General features: G+C 56.0%; 18 protein-coding genes and 2 pseudogenes. 10 read left to right on the plus strand and 10 right to left on the minus strand.

Features of this window, described 5'->3' with window-relative positions:
- The first annotated feature begins 677 nt into the window (after window positions 1–677).
- The 5 genes and pseudogenes from DWZ52_RS02110 (at window position 678) to DWZ52_RS02125 (ending at window position 2173) form a co-directional block, all read left to right on the plus strand.
- Complete coding sequence (locus DWZ52_RS02110) at window positions 678–851, plus strand: type IV toxin-antitoxin system AbiEi family antitoxin domain-containing protein (RefSeq protein ID WP_255413178.1); 174 nt, start codon at window positions 678–680, stop codon at window positions 849–851.
- A gap of 169 nt (window positions 852–1020) precedes the next feature.
- Window positions 1021–1233 (plus strand): hypothetical protein, encoded by a 213-nt coding sequence (locus DWZ52_RS02115; RefSeq protein ID WP_117583309.1) that lies wholly within the window; start codon window positions 1021–1023, stop codon window positions 1231–1233.
- A 16-nt stretch (window positions 1234–1249) separates the two neighbouring features.
- Window positions 1250–1582: a nucleotidyl transferase AbiEii/AbiGii toxin family protein gene (locus DWZ52_RS02120; RefSeq protein ID WP_117583308.1), complete on the plus strand. Its 333-nt coding sequence runs from the start codon at window positions 1250–1252 to the stop codon at window positions 1580–1582.
- Window positions 1582–1752, plus strand: a pseudogene (locus DWZ52_RS10100) (IS30 family transposase); the annotation flags it as partial. The gene DWZ52_RS02120 and the pseudogene DWZ52_RS10100, both read left to right, overlap by 1 nt.
- A 58-nt stretch (window positions 1753–1810) precedes the next feature.
- The gene (locus tag DWZ52_RS02125) at window positions 1811–2173 is read left to right on the plus strand and encodes a hypothetical protein (RefSeq protein WP_117583307.1); all 363 of its coding nucleotides are present in this window, start codon (window positions 1811–1813) and stop codon (window positions 2171–2173) included.
- 26 nt (window positions 2174–2199) lie between these two features.
- Here DWZ52_RS02125 and DWZ52_RS02130 read toward each other — a convergent pair.
- The 3 genes and pseudogenes from DWZ52_RS02130 to DWZ52_RS02140 all read right to left on the minus strand — a co-directional run.
- Window positions 2200–2742, minus strand: a pseudogene (locus tag DWZ52_RS02130) (restriction endonuclease subunit S); the annotation flags it as partial.
- Window positions 2743–2799: 57 nt separating this feature from the next.
- Window positions 2800–3792: a site-specific tyrosine recombinase/integron integrase gene (xerA, locus tag DWZ52_RS02135; RefSeq protein ID WP_117583305.1), complete on the minus strand. Its 993-nt coding sequence runs from the start codon at window positions 3790–3792 to the stop codon at window positions 2800–2802.
- A gap of 37 nt (window positions 3793–3829) precedes the next feature.
- Complete coding sequence (locus DWZ52_RS02140; RefSeq protein ID WP_118384799.1) at window positions 3830–7657, minus strand: N-6 DNA methylase; 3828 nt, start codon at window positions 7655–7657, stop codon at window positions 3830–3832.
- Between the two features lie 634 nt (window positions 7658–8291).
- Between DWZ52_RS02140 and tnpA the strand changes: the two genes are divergently transcribed.
- Window positions 8292–8762: an IS200/IS605 family transposase gene (gene tnpA, locus DWZ52_RS02145; protein WP_117583303.1), complete on the plus strand. Its 471-nt coding sequence runs from the start codon at window positions 8292–8294 to the stop codon at window positions 8760–8762.
- 138 nt (window positions 8763–8900) lie between these two features.
- Here tnpA and DWZ52_RS02150 read toward each other — a convergent pair whose 3' ends face one another.
- From DWZ52_RS02150 to DWZ52_RS02165, 4 genes are all read right to left on the minus strand, one after another.
- Window positions 8901–9647 carry an NAD-dependent protein deacetylase, SIR2 family gene (locus DWZ52_RS02150; protein ID WP_117583302.1) on the minus strand — a complete coding sequence of 249 codons (747 nt, stop codon included), beginning with the start codon at window positions 9645–9647 and terminating at the stop codon, window positions 8901–8903.
- A 199-nt stretch (window positions 9648–9846) separates the two neighbouring features.
- Window positions 9847–10755: a radical SAM mobile pair protein B gene (locus tag DWZ52_RS02155; RefSeq protein WP_117641083.1), complete on the minus strand. Its 909-nt coding sequence runs from the start codon at window positions 10753–10755 to the stop codon at window positions 9847–9849.
- Window positions 10743–11432 (minus strand): radical SAM mobile pair protein A, encoded by a 690-nt coding sequence (locus tag DWZ52_RS02160; protein ID WP_055252677.1) that lies wholly within the window; start codon window positions 11430–11432, stop codon window positions 10743–10745. The genes DWZ52_RS02155 and DWZ52_RS02160 overlap by 13 nt, the downstream gene beginning before the upstream one ends.
- Window positions 11429–11629: a hypothetical protein gene (locus tag DWZ52_RS02165; protein ID WP_055252679.1), complete on the minus strand. Its 201-nt coding sequence runs from the start codon at window positions 11627–11629 to the stop codon at window positions 11429–11431. Before DWZ52_RS02165 ends, DWZ52_RS02160 begins: the two co-directional genes overlap by 4 nt.
- Window positions 11630–11772: 143 nt before the next feature.
- Between DWZ52_RS02165 and DWZ52_RS02170 the strand changes: the two genes are divergently transcribed.
- Entirely contained in the window at window positions 11773–12333 is a 561-nt protein-coding gene (locus DWZ52_RS02170; RefSeq protein ID WP_117583300.1) for a TetR/AcrR family transcriptional regulator, read from the plus strand.
- Between the two features lie 83 nt (window positions 12334–12416).
- On the opposite strand, the gene DWZ52_RS02175 is transcribed toward DWZ52_RS02170, so the two are convergent.
- Genes DWZ52_RS02175 through DWZ52_RS02185 form a run of 3 tightly spaced genes read right to left on the minus strand, consistent with a single transcriptional unit; the run spans window position 12417 to window position 14920 of the window.
- Window positions 12417–13265: an NAD-dependent protein deacetylase, SIR2 family gene (locus DWZ52_RS02175; protein ID WP_117716798.1), complete on the minus strand. Its 849-nt coding sequence runs from the start codon at window positions 13263–13265 to the stop codon at window positions 12417–12419.
- Window positions 13253–13951 carry a hypothetical protein gene (locus DWZ52_RS02180; protein WP_117640844.1) on the minus strand — a complete coding sequence of 233 codons (699 nt, stop codon included), beginning with the start codon at window positions 13949–13951 and terminating at the stop codon, window positions 13253–13255. Before DWZ52_RS02180 ends, DWZ52_RS02175 begins: the two co-directional genes overlap by 13 nt.
- 3 nt (window positions 13952–13954) lie before the next feature.
- Window positions 13955–14920, minus strand: coding sequence for an NAD-dependent protein deacetylase (locus tag DWZ52_RS02185; protein WP_187361923.1), 966 nt, complete (start codon window positions 14918–14920; stop codon window positions 13955–13957).
- Between the two features lie 143 nt (window positions 14921–15063).
- Between DWZ52_RS02185 and DWZ52_RS02190 the strand changes: the two genes are divergently transcribed.
- From DWZ52_RS02190 to DWZ52_RS02200, 3 genes are all read left to right on the plus strand, one after another.
- A complete protein-coding gene (locus DWZ52_RS02190) occupies window positions 15064–15618 on the plus strand; it encodes a TetR/AcrR family transcriptional regulator (RefSeq protein WP_117583297.1) in 555 nt (184 codons plus the stop codon).
- A 204-nt stretch (window positions 15619–15822) separates the two neighbouring features.
- Window positions 15823–16353 (plus strand): flavodoxin family protein, encoded by a 531-nt coding sequence (locus DWZ52_RS02195; RefSeq protein WP_118094908.1) that lies wholly within the window; start codon window positions 15823–15825, stop codon window positions 16351–16353.
- Between the two features lie 180 nt (window positions 16354–16533).
- A complete protein-coding gene (locus tag DWZ52_RS02200; RefSeq protein WP_117773947.1) occupies window positions 16534–17823 on the plus strand; it encodes an ATP-binding protein in 1290 nt (429 codons plus the stop codon).
- Window positions 17824–17863: the final 40 nt, after the last annotated feature.

Genomic DNA, 17863 nt, shown 5'->3' on the forward strand with positions numbered 1-17863 from the left:
CGCGTGATGCTGCGGTTGAGTTTCAGAAACGGGCGATTCCGCCCAATTGGGCACCCGAATCACGGTCGGAAGCTCCTTTGGGACAAAAACAAAAACTCAATGCCCTGAGTTTGAAAAAAGTTTTTGAGGTTGTCCCAACTTTTGTCCCCGAAGCCGACGAAACGCGACATCGCGTTATTCGGCGGCACGCGTTCCGTGTCGATGCCGAAAACTGGGTGCAACTGGAATGACGGGACGGCAGAACCAAAGCCACCAGCGAAATAGTGGGAATAACAGCCCTCGAACCCTTTGGTTCGAGGGCTTTCTTTTTGCATCTCTACCTGGGAAAACGACCCAATTATTCCCGTGTGTCCCTACTGGGCGGTACAACGGAGTACTCGGCGGTACGGGAATAATTAGGCCCTGCGGGAATAATTCACAATTCGGGTCCCCCGAAGGCCGATTTCGAGCGGATGAAACTGACTTGAAACTGCGAGGCGGATTCAAGCCCTCTTCAATTGCATTCGCCCAGGTCAACAAATGGGAATAAAGAAATGCGAAAATCGGTTTCCGCAGTTTCAGTGACCCCGAATGCCGCCGAATAACGCCGTGTATTCTGAGCGTATTGCTTGCATTGTTGCATTATTTTCCACAATGCAAGCATGGAATAAATCGAAGTCATACGAGCCACCAACGACATCGCCTCTTCCCAAAGGGGGCTCTTCACATCTGTGCAGGCGAAGGTGCTCGGCGTCGAGCGGTACGCGCTCTCGAGGCTGGAAGGGCTCGGCAACATAGAGAGGCTCGCGAAGGGCGTCTACCGCATGGGCGGCTCGCCGAGCACGCGGGAGGAGGACGTCCTCGCGGCCTGACTGTCGATCGACCCGGGGAGGCGCCCCGTCGCCATGGGGGCGACGGCTGCATGGCTCTACGGCATCGGCGAGGTCAGCCCCTCGCCCTACGAGTTCTGCACGCCCGAGAGAAAGCAGACTAAGCGCCCGAACCTGATTCATCAGGAAGCGCCGCCTCGACCCGAAGGACGTGGCGATCGTCTCGGACATCCCGGCGACGAGGCCCTGGCTCACGGTGGTGGACCTGATAGACTCCGGGGAGGAACTGAGCCTGGTCGCGAACGTGCTCGCGGACGCGCTCGAAAGGGGCCTCGTCGAAGACGAGGGCGCGCTGAGGGAGAAAATCGACGCCGGGGGGCAAAAGCCGGGATGCCGGCGGGGGCCAGCCTGTACGATTCGTTAGCTAGGAGGCGGGAAGAATGACGTACGAGAACGGCGGTCAGCTCGACAGGGCCCTGAAGAGGGCCGTTCGCGACAGGGGCGGTGACCCCGGGGACGGCTGTCGTCGGGCTTTGCGCGACCGGTTCCTGCGCAGGGTGTTCAGCAACCCCGACGGCCGGTTTATCCTCAAGGGCGGAAGCGGGCTGCTCGCGCGCATCCCCGACGGCCGCGTCACGCGCGACATCGACTTCGCGACGGCATCTGTGTTTGATAGCGTTCAATTTACGGGTTGGGGCTGCGGTGGAAATCCTGGACCAAAAGAGGACCAGGATTTCCACCGCAGCCCCAACCCGAAAATCAGGCTTGACTAAACACAGACGGTCTGCTGCGCGAGTACTTCCCGAAGGGGACCGGCTTCTCTGCGGTCTCGGACGAGGAGGTCGAGCGGGTGTACGATGCCATCAACCGCAGGCCCCACAAGCGCCTGGGGTTCAGGACGCCCTACGAGGTCCACTACTCAGGGGTGTTGCAGTTGCTCTGAGAATTCAAGCTCGAAAAGGCGCAAGCAAAGGTATCTTGACTACGCTCTAAAGCGTGGCGTGAAGTCCGGCATCGTTGACGCGCTGAGGCTTCAGGGAATTGCCGCGAGCGAGGTTGATGCAGTTTCTGTTGTGGTTGACGAGCATTCGACTTCGATCGACGGAAAGTACAACCTGGCAGAATCGGTTGATGAGGAGCTGCGCTGCGGCATGTTCAACCCAACGTGGCAGACCTCCTACCCTCCTGTATTTAGCGACTGGCTGCCCAAGATTCCAGTCTCCTATGTCGACTCCTCCAAGGTGGCTATGGTGAGGGCGGCTGACGTGACGGCGAACTGGGCATTTATGGCCGAGCGCGACAAAGAGACATATCCGCGAGCCTACGAGATGCTATCAAAGGCGACGGTCCTCGGGCTTCTGTAGCGTTGGACATGTAACTATCTGTCTTTTCAAAAGCCGTGAAGATCTTGGTGGATGATAAATTGCGATTTGTCGACCTGAGCGACGAAAGAGGCGAACTCTTGCTGAAGCTCAAGGGGAGGCAAGGGAACCGTCATTCTCTTTAGAGCTTCTTTGGTAATTGCCTCCCTTGTTGCTCCAGCCGCTCTTGAGCCGTTTAGCAGGAGTCTCTGATACGAATCACTGATCAGCACCGTGTTCAATAGCACCGGCAGCATCCGTTTTTGGTCGACTCTGACAATTGAGACATGCTGATTAACACGTCCACCAGCCAATTCATCTGGCAAAAGACATGAACGAGCAACCGAAGCGCCAGTAATATTCAGAAGCACGTCACCCTTCATCAGCGTGACGCCTTCTAGTTTTGCGGCTTGTTCATCATCAATACAAGCAAGGTCCTTCCACACGAAACGACCGTTGTGAACATTCATGCTTCTGACCAGCGGAACACCTTCGGCCTTGTATGCCGTTTTGCCACCTCGTGGCGTTGCTCCGGAACCCAACTTGGTACAGAGGTCTTCAAGCCTAACGAAAGGCCATTTTTTACCATCGACCGGATCGCCAAATACCTCTACAAACCGTGATTTGACTTAACAGATATACCTTCTATGAGAGTCCCTTACGTTGTCCTGATCGACCATTGCGTACATCAACGTTGTATCAATCTTTTGATGGCCAAGCAGCTTCTGCACCTGCTCGATGGGCATTCCTTTTCCAATTGCTTTGGTGGCCAGCGTTCTCCTGAACTTATGTGGGTGGACGTGTTTGACGCCTGCTTTTGTTCCCAAGGAGCGAAGGCGGAGCTCGACTCCGCTTACTTGCAGCCTAGAACTCGGCTTTGTGAGACTACAGAATAGCGCGGCGACGTTATCGCTGCGTTCTTGCAGGTAGTTGTTTAGGTGCAGCTTTGTAGTCGCATCAAAATAGACGACTCTCTCTTTGTTGCCCTTTCCGAGTACAATGCACTCTCGCCGATTTAGATCAACGTCTTCTCGATTGAGCGAGACGAGTTCGCCTATTCTCATCCCTGTTGAACTAAGAAGGTTGATGATTGCCAGATCCCTCTTGCAAGAACAGGCGTCTGTGAGGGCTATAAGTTCTTCATCAGAATATACGGACTTGACCGTTCTCTTTGAGCGAATCTTTTTAATGCGTCGTGCAGGGCTTTTGAGTATATGGTTCTCGTCTTCAAGCCAAGAGAAGAATGACGACAGGATGCGCCTGACGTTGTCGACGGTGATGCTCCCTGCGTTATTACCCATGGGATATTCGCTCAGGTATGTTCGTAAGTCATCTGAACTAATCCGGACAATTGGTTTTTTGATTGCTTCGAGCGCCCTTGTAAGTGTGGCCTTGTAGTACCTGATGGTCTTAGGCGAGCATCCCTCGATGGTTTTGGCTGCGAGGAATCGCTCCATGTACTTTGAGGCCTCGTCTTCGACATTGCTGAGCGCGTTCACTTCAAGTTCGATGCCCCTGAGTTCGCTCATAAGGACGCTCTCGAGATACGAAAGCACTTCGCCGCTAACGAGTGCCTGCATTTTTGTGAGAACCGCGTTTGCTATTTCGATCGTCGTGTGCATCAGTTCCTCCCATCCCGATATGGATGGGAGGAACGTATCACGCGAGGAATCGGTCTAGAAGGGCGTCGCGCTCTGCGGAAAGGGCGTCGACCTCTTGCTCGAGTGCAAATTGCGATTTGTCCGCCTCGGCAGCGAAGTCGGCGAACTCCTGTTGGAGGGACAACGGGGGAATTGCAATGGGAATAGCGGCCAAGTCTGCTGCGCTGATATTTGCCTGATGGACACTTCCCTTCGCTATATTACGAAGGACTCGCTTTCCTTCCTTTGAATTCAGGTAACCAGATACATATTCGGCAGAGCTGTGGTCAGCGAACCTTACGCACACGATGTACCCAGCAATAACCATGGTCTCTGACTGATGAAAAACGCAAGTTTTCCCAACCTTGTCAATGCTGTTGGTTCGATTAAAAAGCATATCGCCATAGCGGACGGTAGCATTTTCGAGAGCTTGGCCCTTTAGGGTGATTCGCTTTGTATCGGTTAGGTCAAGGATGCCGTCGTCGGTGATATTGTTCATTCGGATGTAGACATAATCGCCATCGGCGCCGGCTTTTGCTGAAGTGCCGTAGTGCATTTCTATGCTGTAGTTGCCGATTGTTTCGATTGGCCATGATGCGTGTGTCTTGGTTCTAAACATCTCGACAAACCGTGATTTGACGCTCTCCTTGAGAGCGGCGATTTGCTGTCGTTTGCTATTGATTTCATCTGTTAAGCGATTGAAATCGTCGATGAGGGCTCTCTGCTCGGAGAGCGTCGGGACTGGGATGGGGTATTTGAGCAGCTCATCCTTGTCTCCGCGAGGCCTGCCGGTTCCCGTGAAGGTGGACATATCGTAGTCGAAGAAGTCCTTCTGCCACAGGAGCAGATGGAGAAACTCGGGCAATAGGCTGTCGGTATTTATGCTTCGGAATACCAAAACGTCCTTGGAGCACGCCCCATCGCGGTCTGCGAGCCAAATCTTCTGCAGATAGGGGCGAATATTGGAGACGAGCGTGTCTCCCTTCTTGTATGCGGTGCCAGCACTTGCCGGAAGCTCTCCACTATAGGTGGTTATGCCGCCACGGTCCTTGACCATGTTTTCCGTTGTTACGTAAGTGTCGGTGGTGATGGAACTCTGGGCCACGCTGTTGGTAACGTAGGATGTGATGTCTCTAAGCGTCTTGACTACGGTGCCCTGGGCGAACGAGCGGGGCTTGTAGAAAGAGCGGGGAATCGTAAGAGTCTCGTCGAACTTCTCGGCATCAAAGTCGATGAAATCGGTGGTCTTGGCATAGTAGTAGTACTGGGCAAGGTCGCCGGGCTCAACCTGCTCGCCGGAGAACCATGCTCTGATGATGCCGCTTAGCGAGTTCGTGTCGTCCGATTCGTCGTCCGAATAGAGCACGCCCTCACCATCGATGGGCTGTATCCCCTCGTTGCCTTTGCGATTGCTCCATTTGTAGCCAAGGAAAGAGGCGATTTCCTTGGTCGTGTTAGGTGAGTTGATGATGAGCGTCTGTTCGCCGCAGACGAGACCCCAAACGCGCAGGCGTTTGCGCTCTTCCTTGTGCGCATAGCGATAGAACAGCTCGTTCTCTGCTTTGAGCTGTGAGTTCTTGTCGGCCGCCTTCCAAGTCTTGCTCTTTCGAAGGGTCTTGAGCTCCTTCGATGATTCGAAAAGATGGCAATAAACGTTGAAGTGGCGAGTGTTTGCCCATTCGTTCCAGCCAGCCTCTCCTGCGAGAAAAGCCCGGTAAGTATCTCCGTCTACATTAATTGTGTCGAGATAAGCGTTGAAAGCGCTTTCGTCTTTCCAACCAGTGAGCTTCCTGCGCTCAAAAACAGCGTCAACGAAATCAAGTGCGTTCGCATTGCGGGGCGGGATCTCGTCAAAGCGACGTAGGAACATAATTGCGACGTTTGTTCCTGTGGCCGCGAATGTGCCTGATCCAAACCTGGCGACGGAGACGATCTCGAAGGAGCTCAAAAGCACATCGCGTGCGGCCATGAAACTCGAGCTCGTGCTCTTGTCGAGGATCGAGGTGGGGAGGACAATGGCGGCGTAGCCTCCGGGCCGAACAAGCTGTGCCGCACGCTCGACAAAGAGGGTCTCGATTTCCGAGCCGCTATTGCTGATGGTTTCCAGCACTTTGAGTTCGTTGTTGTGAAGCTTGAGATGCGGTTTGAAGGCCGCGACAGAGTACGGGGGATTGGCGACAAGAATGTCGAAGCGTCCCCTGTCGGTTCGGCTGTCGATTCCCTTGTCGGGATAATTTTCAAGTCCGTCGCCGAAGACCACGTTGCTCTGCCCTGCGCCATGCATGTAGAACGAGACCTTGGAAACGCGAGCGAGTCGATAGTCCTTCTCGATGCCGACGAGATTGTCTCTGACCCAGTCGGCGTCTCCGAGGTCATCCTCTATGGTCGGATCATATTGGCATGCGGCGTCGGAGATTTCTTCGAATCCTTCTGTGAGAAAGTGCCCCGCGCCACAGGCGTAATCGATAACGCGTGGATAGTGCACGGCACCAGCCTCGTCCTGCACGATGCTGTCGAGTGGGAGTGACTTCCAAATAAAACGGGTGATGGGCACAGGTGTGAAGAATTGGCCCTCGTTTTGCTTAAAGCCCTGATTAAGGAGCTGTTCGAAGAGGTCGCCCAAGAATTGAATGTCTTGAGTTCCTACGATGCGATACGGCTGTAGAAGTTGCACCGTCTCTACGAGTACCTTGCCGTTCTGAAGAAAGAGTTCCTCGTTGTGGACGTCTTTGAACGCAAAGTCATTGTTGGTATAGAACTTGAGCTTGCGCAGCGTGCCGTTCAGCTCCTCGATGAGCTTCTTGCGGTGCTGGCCCGTATAGTTGCTTATGAGGTTTTCGGCGTAGTCGTTGGGAACGTACAGGACCTCTTCCCGCATGAGCTTTCTCATGCCGTCTGAGTGGAGTCTCTGGAGCCTGTCCTGGAGCGTTTCGTAGGTGTCGCGTCCTTGGCGGTATTGGAACTCAATCTCCTGGGTTGGCATTTTCGAGAGCTCGTCTTGGAGCTTCGCGATAAAGAGCGCGATAAGGCGATTGAAGGCGTTCTCTTTATCGGAGACGTTGTTGTGGCGGAGGATTTCCTCGAAGCGGTTGACGATGCTGTCTTCGGCCCTGAAGTCGACAAGGTCCTTCTTGAGAAGGGGAGGAACCATCGGGTGGTATGCCGTCGACCTATCGCCAAAGAGGATGTTTCCCTCGACTTGTTGGTTGTACGTTTCCGTCCAAACTTGATGGAGCTGTTCCACTGTATGGGCGTCGCGGTAGAGCGCAATGGTGTCATCGCGTTTGGCGAGCGCGATGAAGTTCTCGTCATCGCTGCAGTTAATTGAAACCTGGTCTGGCACGATTTCGTTGTTGATGAAATCGCATGCAAAGAGTACCAACCAGCGAGTCGCGCGCTCTTGTTGCCAATAGGAGAGGAGTTGCCCTCCGTCTGACTGCATGTTCTTGAATTCGTTTTTGAACTCGGTTCCAGGGGTCTTGCATTCGACGATTGCGAGTGTGTCGCCCCTCTCGTCATTAATGCAGATATCAGCGCGGCCGCTCTTTTGTTCGTGCCCAAGGGCCCATTCGCGCTCCAGCTCAAGTGATTCGGGGCGATATCCTTTGTCGAGGAGCATGGTTACGCAGGCGAGTACGACGAAGTTCTCGTTATCGGAAAAGTTACAAGTTGTGTCTTTGTTGACTTTGAACCCCAGGTCTTTCGGGTAGCCGATGCGTTTCTTGGAAAAATCGACCGTGATTTGCGCGCTGGTCTCTTCCCAGGATTTCTGATAAACGGTGCCGTCGCCCGAGGGCTCGTAGCACAGAGCCCTAAGTGCGTCGCGAAGATTGTCCAGAGTAATCATCTAATGTCTCCGTAGCTGCGAGGTGAAAACACAATTCGCTAATTTTATCGCAGAGGGCGCCGTAAGAACGTAGTGTGATTGGCGGTGCTGCTGCTTGCCAGGGCATTTGATTGGATGATGACGCGCACGGGGCGGGATTCGCCAGTCCGCTAAGCCACGCTGGCAACAGTAGCGTACCAGGCGGTTGCTTGCAGAGATCCTCACGCGCGCCGTGCTTGAACCACTGGAGGTACGTGTTTCTCGTCGTGCGTCCATCGGTGACCGATCCGCCTTTTACTAAACAAGTTTATCGAGCGCGCGAAGCGATTGAGCCAATGGCGAAGCTCCAACTTATTCGTCAACTCATGGGCAAGCCACCCGAGACTACTCATTTCTCCTACTAGCAATGAAGGTCTGCGACCTGCAGTTTTGCAAACTGCTTGAAAGCCACCCGATGAGATACCCCCGATTTCCACTTGGAATCGGGGGTATTTTTATTTACAGGCTTTAGCCTGTGCGGGGCGCGCAGCGCGCCGCATCAGAAACCACCCGCTATGCGGGTGGGGCCAAACGGCTTTACAAAGCCGCCCCCTCGCCGGACACTTGCGATTGTTCAGGCCGCAAGGAATCCGAGTCGAGAGGGCGGTGGTGGCGTATGGCCCAGAAGGCCTACGGCCTGTCGCACACGAAGTGGACGTGCAAGTACCACGTCGTGTTCACGCCGAAGTATAGGCGCAAAGTCATCTACAACCAAATAAGGTCCGACCTTGGGGAGATCTTCAGGAAGCTCTGCCAGTACAAGGGGATAGAGGTCATCGAGGGGCACCTGATGCCCGACCACGTCCACATGCTGCTGGCGATACCGCCGAAGTACAGCGTGTCGAGCGTGATGGGCTACCTGAAGGGGAAGAGCTCGCTGATGGTATTCGACAGGCACGCGAACATGAAGTACAAGTTCGGCAACAGGAAGTTCTGGGCCGAGGGCCACTGCGTGTCCACCGTCGGCCTGAACGAGGCCACGATCGCGAAGTACATCCGGGAGCAGGAGAAGGCCGACATCGCGCTCGACCGGCTGAGCGCCAAGGAGTACGAGGACCCCTTCGATAGGGGGCCGGGGCGTAAATAGCGCCGGTTTGACCGGCCCGTCACGGGTCAATCTGCAGTGCGGCCCGAACCCCGTGAGGGCCGGCGCCTTTAGACGCGTGCCGGAAATCCAAGGGTTACACCCTAAGAGCAAACCACCCCTTCTAGGGGTGGTTTTGATTTAAGCGTCCACGCATGAAACACGGCGCGATGAACTGCGCTGCTCGTCGCCCGTCCGCGCCGCCGAGAGCAGGGCGCCCAAATCGGCCTGGATCGCCTCTGCCTTGCTTCCAAGCTGCAACGGAGCCGAGTCGCCCGAGATGTTTACGCTCAAAAGGTGCGCATCCGGCAGCTTTGCGGTCATGCTCCAGAACGGGAGTGTGATGATACCAGGAGTCATTTCGCCCACGCCGAGCTCCAGCAACAGCACGCGGCCACTGCTGCGCTCGCGCACAAAGCGTTCGTATCGTTCGAGGCTCTCGCGCCATGCTCCGCCTTGCAGAAACGTGTCGTCGCGCACCCACGGCACAAGCTGCCAGCCGCAATGCGGGCATCGGGGGATATCCTCGCTGAGGACCTCGAACCCCGCCATGCCCGCGAGCATGCGTTCGACGTAGGGGCTCGCGTCGAAGAGCTCGTCACAGCATGGCTGCTTGCACTGAAGGTGCGCGAAGCTTCCCTGATAGTTACAGGTTCTCTCGTCGGGAAACGTCTTCTCGGCCTGGGTGTCCACATTGGTGCTCAGGATGAAGTAGTCCTTATGGCCGATGAGGGACCGTAGGTCGAGATAGGGCTGCGAGGCCAGCTCGCGCAGCATGAAGTCGATGTATCGCGCATAGTATGCCCACTGCTGCTCGAGGCTGGGGTAGAGGTGGTAGAAGCCGTCGAAAAGGCTCTTGACTACTTTCGATTGATGCTCAGTGCCCATTGTATTCGCTACGATTAAACTCGGCACAGGGGATACTGGTTTTCCGTGCGAAAACGCTCATGCCGCTAAATTGAGCGACCGCCTGTACTGCAGCGGGATCATCCGCCCGAGCGATCCCTTAATCCGTCGCCCGTTGCGCCAATCGGCAGAAGCCACGCGTGGACGCTAATCGCTCGAGCGAATCGTCGTCGGTTTCCGTTTAACGATTTCTTTTTCCGCTATTATCTGACCCTCGGACTTCCTCGTGATAGAAGTAGTCCACGATCACCGGATGCCCCTGGGGGACTCTGCCATAAGGCATTTCGTTGTCCACAAAGGGGCAATCGTACTTCTTGGCCATTTCCTCGGCTTTTACTTCAAGCGCTTCAAAATAGCTACGGTTGCGCTTGTTATAGATCTCATCGTAAAGCGGTACGAGATTGGGATGTTTCTCGGCGATATAATCCAGGATCGTTTTTTTGAAACCACCCCGAAGATTGAGATTTTCGAGCCAAAACAAATCGCACCGATCCTTTACTCGCTCAAAAATCATCTCAAAATCCGTGATGCCGGGAAATACCGGGGACACGAAGCAGATCGTACGGATACCTTCGTCATACACCTGCTTCATAGCAGCGATACGACGCTCGATGCTCGACGCGGAGTCCATATCGTTCTTGAAGTTCTCATCCAGCGTGTTGATCGACCATGAAACGGTCACTCGTCCAAGCCTCTTCAGCAGATCGATATCCCGTACCACAAGATCGGACTTTGTGCAGATCAGAATATCTGCATCGCTGCCAATCAGCTGCTCCAGGAGTTTCCTGGTATTCCCGAATCGCTCCTCCTGTGGATTGTAGCCATCCGTCACAGAACCGATAACCACCCGCTGTCCAGCGTATTTCTTCGGATTCTTGATTTCCGGCCAATGCTTCACATCAAGAAAGGTGCCCCATTCCTCCTTGTGTCCGGTAAAGCGCTTCATAAAGGAGGCATAGCAATACTTGCAGGCATGCGTGCAGCCTACATAGGGATTGACCGAGTAGCCGCCTACCGGCAGGCTGGACTTGGTCATGATGTTCTTTGCTTCCACCTCATTGATGAGGATTCCATCGATCACTTCCGCCATGTTCTCTGCACCTCCAGCACTCTTTCGAATTCTTCCGGCAATTCCTGAATCATGTTTTCGTCCCCTATGACAGAGACGAGGTCTTCCTTCATAAACATTGGAATGCCAAGCGCGTGCGCCTGGTCCGTCAAAGACCATGCCCACTCCGGTTCCGTATGAACCTTCCTGCTCTGCGCCCCGGTCATGGTACCGACGACGATCCAGTTGATTCCGGAAAGGTCGACCGTACCGGGATCGTCGAATAGCGGCTCAAAAGTAACGAAGAAGTGATTTGCTTTGACGTTTTTCCGAAGGGCGTCGATACGCCACAGCTCCGCTTTCCTCGTCACCGTAACGCCGAACCATGCGTTTTCCAGGTCGGTATCTAAATCCAGCAAATCGGGTCTCTTGGTCAGGAACAGGAACTGATGCTGTGGATTCTCATGGATCTTTGCAAATACCTCGTCTCGCCATTCCAGCTTCCACCCGGAGAGATCGCTCATGCCGGTAAGGAGAAAGTTCTGCGGGCGTTTCTTTTCCATCATCTTGAGCTTGCTCGGGAAGAACGCAGGATCAGCGAAGTCGTCAATCATATGCCAACGTTTCACATTGTTACGGGCATAGCAATATGGACACCCCACCGTGCAGCCGATGACGATATTCATATTCTGAATCTGATTTTTGATGCAGATGCTCATAACGCCTGCCTACCTGCCTCTCCCGTAAACACGCAATCAGCCTTCCCCACCTTGCGGGCAAAAGCCTCGATATCTTGCTTGCAAGCAGCAGGCTCGCAATCGCTCAAATCGTATGACGTGCCGCCGTTTCGATAGACGGCCCGATGGGAAAACGATCGGCTGACAAGCCCGATGCCGAGCTTCTCGCACAGGGTCATCCGTGCTCCCTTTCAGCTATAAAAAACAGGTGTCTATAAACAGTATCCTTGTTGATTTTCGCAGGGGCAATGAACAAACGCGTGCACCTGTCGATAAACGAACAGCTACTGGACATTGTCAAACGACTCAGATTGGAGAGGCGATGGGAGAAACCAAGATCGACCGCCGGCGGCGCTACACCCTCTCGGTCATACAGGAGGCGTTCTTCGCGCTGCTGGCCGAGGTCGGCTTCGCGAAGATGACGGTGGCGGACATCTGCCGCCGCGCCGAGATCAACCGGGGAACGTTCTATCTGCATTACGAGGATAAGTACGCGCTGCTCGATGCGCTTATCGACGAGGCATTGGCAGCGGCTCCCCCGCTTGAGGGGGTTGAATCGGCAACGCTTTGCCAGCGTCCGCCGGCAGACGACGATTATCGCCTGCTTTATTCGGACAGCGACTCATACGCTCGCGTAGCCCAGCGCGTCATAGAACGCGGAGCGGAGCAGATGGTTCCCTGGGTCATGGAGAAAACAGGGCTTTCACGCGAAGACGCCTTCCTGCTCTTCGTCCACAACGTCCAGGGCAATCTGGCCGTCAACCGCCTGCTCGGCTGGAGACGAGGCCCCGAGTTCACCCATGCCCAGGAGCTGCTCAACGCCTATTCCGAAGGGGGCTTACTGGCGGTATCCGCTCTTCGCGATTCCGATAACCCATCGTGACCTGCGATTCAGGAATACCAGCCTCCGAGCCCTCTCGTTCGGAGGCTGCGGCTAAAACCTCATTGCGCGTCTACCGCTCCGCGTTACTCGCCACCTGCCCGCGCCACCGAGAGCAGGGCGCCCAAATCGGCCTGGATCGCCTCCGCCTTACTTCCGAGCTGCAGCGGAGCCGAGTCGCCCGAGATGTTTACGCTCAGCAGGTGCGCATCCGGCAGCTTCGCGGTCATGCTCCAGAACGGGAGCGTGATGATGCCGGGGGTCATCTCGCCCACGCCGAGCTCCAGCAACAGCACGCGGCGATCGCTGCGCTCGCGCACGAAGCGCTCGTATCGTCCGAGGCTCTCGCGCCAGGCCGCACCCTGCAGAAACGTGTCGTCGCGCACCCACGGCACAAGCTGCCAGCCGCAATGCGGGCATCGGGGGATATCCTCGCTGAGGACCTCGAACCCCGCCATGCCCGCGAGCATGCGCTCGACGTAGGGGCTCGCATCGAAGAGCTCGTCGCAGCATGGCTGCTTGCATTGAAGGTGCGCGAAGCTTCCCTGATAGTTGCAGATCCTCTCGGTGGGAAACGTCTTCTCGACTTGGGTGTCCACATTGGTGCTCAGGATGAAGTAGTCCTTATGGCCGATGAGGGACCGTAGGTCGAGATAGGGCTGCGAGGTCGGCTCGCGCAGCGTGAAGTCGATGTATCGCGCATAGTATGCCCATTGCTGCTCGAGGCTGGGGTAGAGGTGGTAGAAGCCGTCGAAAAGGCTCTTGAAGCCAAAGGCTTGCTGCCAGTCCGCCATTCCTGCGCGCGCCATGCCCGCACGGTTGTAATGGTTGAACCCGGCGGCGCTCGACATGCCCGAGCCGATGCCGACGATGATGGCGTCGGCATCATCGATAAGGCTTCGAAGCCTACGCGCTTCTCTTTCTAGGGGTGGCATCGGGCGATCTCCTCGAAAGCCGGGGCCATATCGCCGTCAACGAGAATCGTCTCGCACGAAGCGTCGGGCGCCATGGCCTGGCCGTAGTTGAACACGATGTAGGTGGCGTGCTCGCAGGCGTTCGCGATCTGGGCGAGCATGCGCTTTATGACGCCGTTGTGCAGTCCCACGCCAAGTTCGAGGATGGCGACCCTGCCGTTGCGATGGGCTTGCACAAGACGCGCGAGCTCGTCGAGCTGGGCCATGGCGAGGGCGTCTGGATGGGCGAGGCACCGCTCGTCAACCGACGTGCGCGTGCTCCCCTCAGTCTCGAGCACGCGCTCCTCGTCGAACCCGGCGCGCGCGAAGTGCCCGTCGATGTTGCATGTGACCACGAAGGTGTCGGCGTGCTCCGTAAGACGCCGCAGCCCGTTCATGAGCGAGCCGGGCTCATATTCGAGATACTCCTTTTGATGGAACCGCTCGGCCCATCGGCGTCGCACGCTGGCATCCGGGGAAGCGAGCCCCTGCAGTATGCAGCCGATGCCGTCTGCCTGGGCGAGGTCCCCGTACGCCTCTTGGAAATGAGCATCGGCGCAGAAAAGGTTGAGCCCCTCCGCCATGTCGAGTCCGTTGCTAGCGCCGATGATGACAAGATCCGCTTCGGCTAGCGCCCTGCCTATGCGAACTGCTTTCGCCGTCTCCATGCGCTACCTCCCCAGCGTCTTGCGCACGTCGGCGAGCACGTCGGCGATGTCGGCGCGAACGGCGAGCCCCCGATCCTCGATCGCGCGGGGGAGAAACTGCGTCTTGTTGTTTACGGCGATGTAGCTGGCCTGCGGTAACTGCGCCGTGAGGGCCCAGAACGGCTCCTGGATAAACGCGGGCGTCATGCGGCCCACACCCAGCTCGAGGAAGAGGATCCTCTGCCGTGCGTGCGCGTCGAGCCAGTCGGACACCTTGCGGTACTGCTCCTCGTAGAGTTCGCCCTGCAGGAAGTTGCCGTAGCCGCGAACCCAGGGGAACGCCTCTGCTCCGCAGTGCGGGCAGCGCGGCACGAGCTCTGTCGGAACCTCCAGACCGTCTCCCATGGCCTCTACCATGTGGGAGACCGGCTCGACCGCGTTCCACACCTCGTCGGTGCAACAGTGGGAGCACTGAAAGAAGCGGTGGTCGCCTTGGATCTCTGCCACTTTCTCCCAGGGATAGAGCTTCACAAACTGCGTGTCCTGGTTGGTGGTGAGCACGAAGAAATCCTTCTCGGCGAGAATGGTGTCGAGGTCCCTGTAGGGCTTGCGCAGCGGGGCGTTGAGCGTGGTGTCGAGGAAGGTGGCGAGGTATCCCCAGCGCGCCTCGGCGGTGGGCCAGCGGTAGAACGACCCCTCGAAAGCGCCCTTGAAACCGTAGCGCTCGGCGAATTTGCCGAAATGCCTGCGATAGGTTGCGTTGTCCTCGTAATAGAAGTCGCCGCCGCCCGCCGCGGAGAGCCCAGAGGCCCCGCCCACCAGCACGCAATCGGCTTCCTCGATCATGCGGGCGAAGTCCCTGATTTGCTGGTCGTAGGGCTCGGGCTCGCGGTCACTCAGCTCATAGGGCGTGCCGCCGCTGCGGTAGGCGGCCTGAAGGGAAAACGATTGGTTGGTGAGCTCGATAACGAGCTGCTCGTACAGGGTCACTGGATACCTTCTTTCAGCTATTATAAACAGGTGTCTATAAAAAGTATCCATGTCGATTTGCTTAAGAGCAATGAACAGCTTCGGCCTGCTGTCGATAAACGAGCGTTTGCCGGGCATTGTCGAGCGTTGCAATTGGAGGGGTAATGGAAGCGGGGAAGATCGATCGTCGCCGACGCTATACACTCTCGGTCATACGGGAGGCGTTCTTCGCGCTGCTGGCCGAGGTCGGCTTCGCGAAGATGACGGTAGCGGATATCTGCCGCCGCGCCGATATCAACCGTGGCACGTTCTATCTGCACTACGAGGACAAGTTCGCCCTGCTCGACGCGCTTATCGACGAGGCCTTGGCGGCGGTGCCGCCGCTCGAGGGAACGGAGGCGGGTGCCCTCTGCCAGCGTCCGCCGGCAAACGATGACTATTATCTGCTCTACTCGGATGACGACGCGTACGCCCGGGTGGCACAGCGCGTCGTCGAGCGCGGCGCCGAGCAGATGGTTCCCTCGATCATGGAGGAGACTGGGCTTTCGCGCGAGGACGCCTATCTGCTCTTCGTCCACAACGTCCAGGGAAATCTCGCGGTCAACCGCCTGCTCGGTTGGAGGCGAGGGCCCGAGTTTGCCCACGCTCAGGAGCTGCTCAGCGCCTATTCCGAAGGGGGCATGCGGGCGGTATCGGCTCGTCACGATCCCCGTAGTTGATTTTAACCGCAGGCCATTTCGGGCAGGCGACGTTGCTATGGCCCCTCTTTGGTTTTCGATGTTGTATAAGGCAATTGCAATCGCCTTGAGCTTCTTTAGGGAACTTGAGCAAGAGATATGGCCTGCTGGCGATTGATTAACCCCATTTGTTTTGGTTACAAGAAAAAATGCTGCGCGCCTGCAGCATGAAGGAGAGGGAATCCTATGAATATCGTTGTATTGAGCGGCAGCCCGCGTAAGGGCGCCAATACCGATACCATGGTCGAGGCGTTTGCCGAGACCGCGCGTGAGGGCGGCAATACGGTCGAGGTCGTCCGCGTTGCCAGCAAGAAGATCGCCGGCTGCTTGGGATGCCAGTACTGCTTCGCCCATGAGGGCGTCTGCGTGCAGAAGGATGACATGGCCAACGTGATTGAGTCGCTGAAAGACGCCGACATGGTCGTCTTCGCTTCGCCTATCTACTGGTTTGATATCACCGCACAGGAGAAGGCTGTCATCGACCGCCTGTACGCCTTCGGTGCTACGGGCTTCCCGTTCACCAAGACGGCCCTTTTACTCGATAGCCACAGCGAGGGCGTCTATGATGCGGCGATCGCTATGTACAAGTCAACCTGCGCGTACTGCAAGTGGGAGGACCAGGGCATTGTCACCATTAGCGGCATGACCGAGCGCGACAGCATGGCATCCTCGCCCAAGTTGAAAGAGGTGCGAGAGCTCGCTCGCAAGCTCGCCTAAGGACAAGAAGAACGCATGGCAATCAGCGTTGGTGGAAATGCTTGCTATCCTTACCAAGAGATAGGGGTGTATTCCCTCAAGTGCCGTATAGAACAATTTTTAAACGCAGAAAAATAACTGAAAACAAATTAATCCGCGTTAAAATATTGTCAAACAGAAGTTCATGAGGGAAGGTTGCGTATGCGTCGCAAGGCAGACGAGCTCCTTAGGGAATGGCGAGACAGGGCTGATAGAAAACCTTTGCTGGTCAAAGGCGTGCGCCAGTGTGGCAAGACCTATCTGCTCAGAACGTACGCTCAGGATCTTTTCGAATCGGTTGTCTACGTTAATCTTGAGAACGACCGGTCGGCGCGAGCGGATTTTTCGGGCGGTCTTGACCCTCATTCGATTGTACGCGCGATCGAGGCTCGTACGGGACAGCGTATCGTGCCTGGCAAAACCTTACTGTTCATTGACGAGATCCAGGCATGTGAGGAAGCGCTCACTTCCCTTAAATACTTTTGCGAAGATGCTCCCGAGTATTACGTTGCGGCTGCTGGGTCGCTTCTTGGGGTTGCCATTAACCATCAGTCGTATTCGTTCCCCGTCGGAAAGACCGACTTGATTGAGATGACTCCACTCGATTTCGAGGAGTTTCTCTGGGCGATGGGGCACGATCAGCTGGTCGACGAGATACGCTCATCATTCGAGTTTATGGGTCCTCTCGCGCCAAGCCTTCATGAAAAGGCGCTTGGGCTCTATCGGCAGTATCTTGTTGTTGGCGGAATGCCCGAGGCGGTCCAAACGTACATCGATGATCAGTCAATCATTGATGTGGCCGAAAAGCATCGGATTATTCTCGACGGATACTCCGCCGACACTAATAAATATGCTGATGAGCGCTTGAGCGCAAAGACGCGTGCGTGCTTCGATTCCATTCCACAGCAGCTTGCCAAAGAGAATCGTAAATTTCAATACAAGGTAGTGCGAGCGGGGGGCAATGCGTCTCTCTTTGGAGATGCTCTCGACTGGCTTGTATTGTCGGGTACGGTGGCGCGCTGCAGCCTAGTCGGGCAGATCGAAAGCCCTTTAGAGGCCTTCGTTAACCCTTCTGCTTTTAAAATCTATCAGGCGGATACAGGGCTGCTCGTCTCCAAGGCCGGTGCTCAACGCGCCGATATTCTTTCCGGTATCGGCGGCACGTTCATGGGTGCACTTACCGAAAACTACGTTGCCCAACAGCTTTCAGCCATGGGCTATCCGCTGCATTATTGGGCGCGAGATAATCGTGCGGAAATCGACTTTGTAGTAGAGAAGCAGGGATGCTTGTCTGCGATTGAAGTCAAGGCGGGAGAGAACACAAGATCTCGAAGCCTGTCCTCACTTAAAAAGACCCATCCGGGCGTGCGCCGAATCAGGCTATCGACTAAGCCCTTCGGAATGAATGATGGGCTGATGTCTGTTCCACTTTATGCGGCATTTTGTCTATAGGGATGATGCTGCTGTAATGCATGGGGCCCGGAGCGCGATG

Origin of the sequence: Collinsella sp. AF33-16 (assembly GCF_003475325.1) — a bacterium.
GTDB lineage: Bacteria > Actinomycetota > Coriobacteriia > Coriobacteriales > Coriobacteriaceae > Collinsella.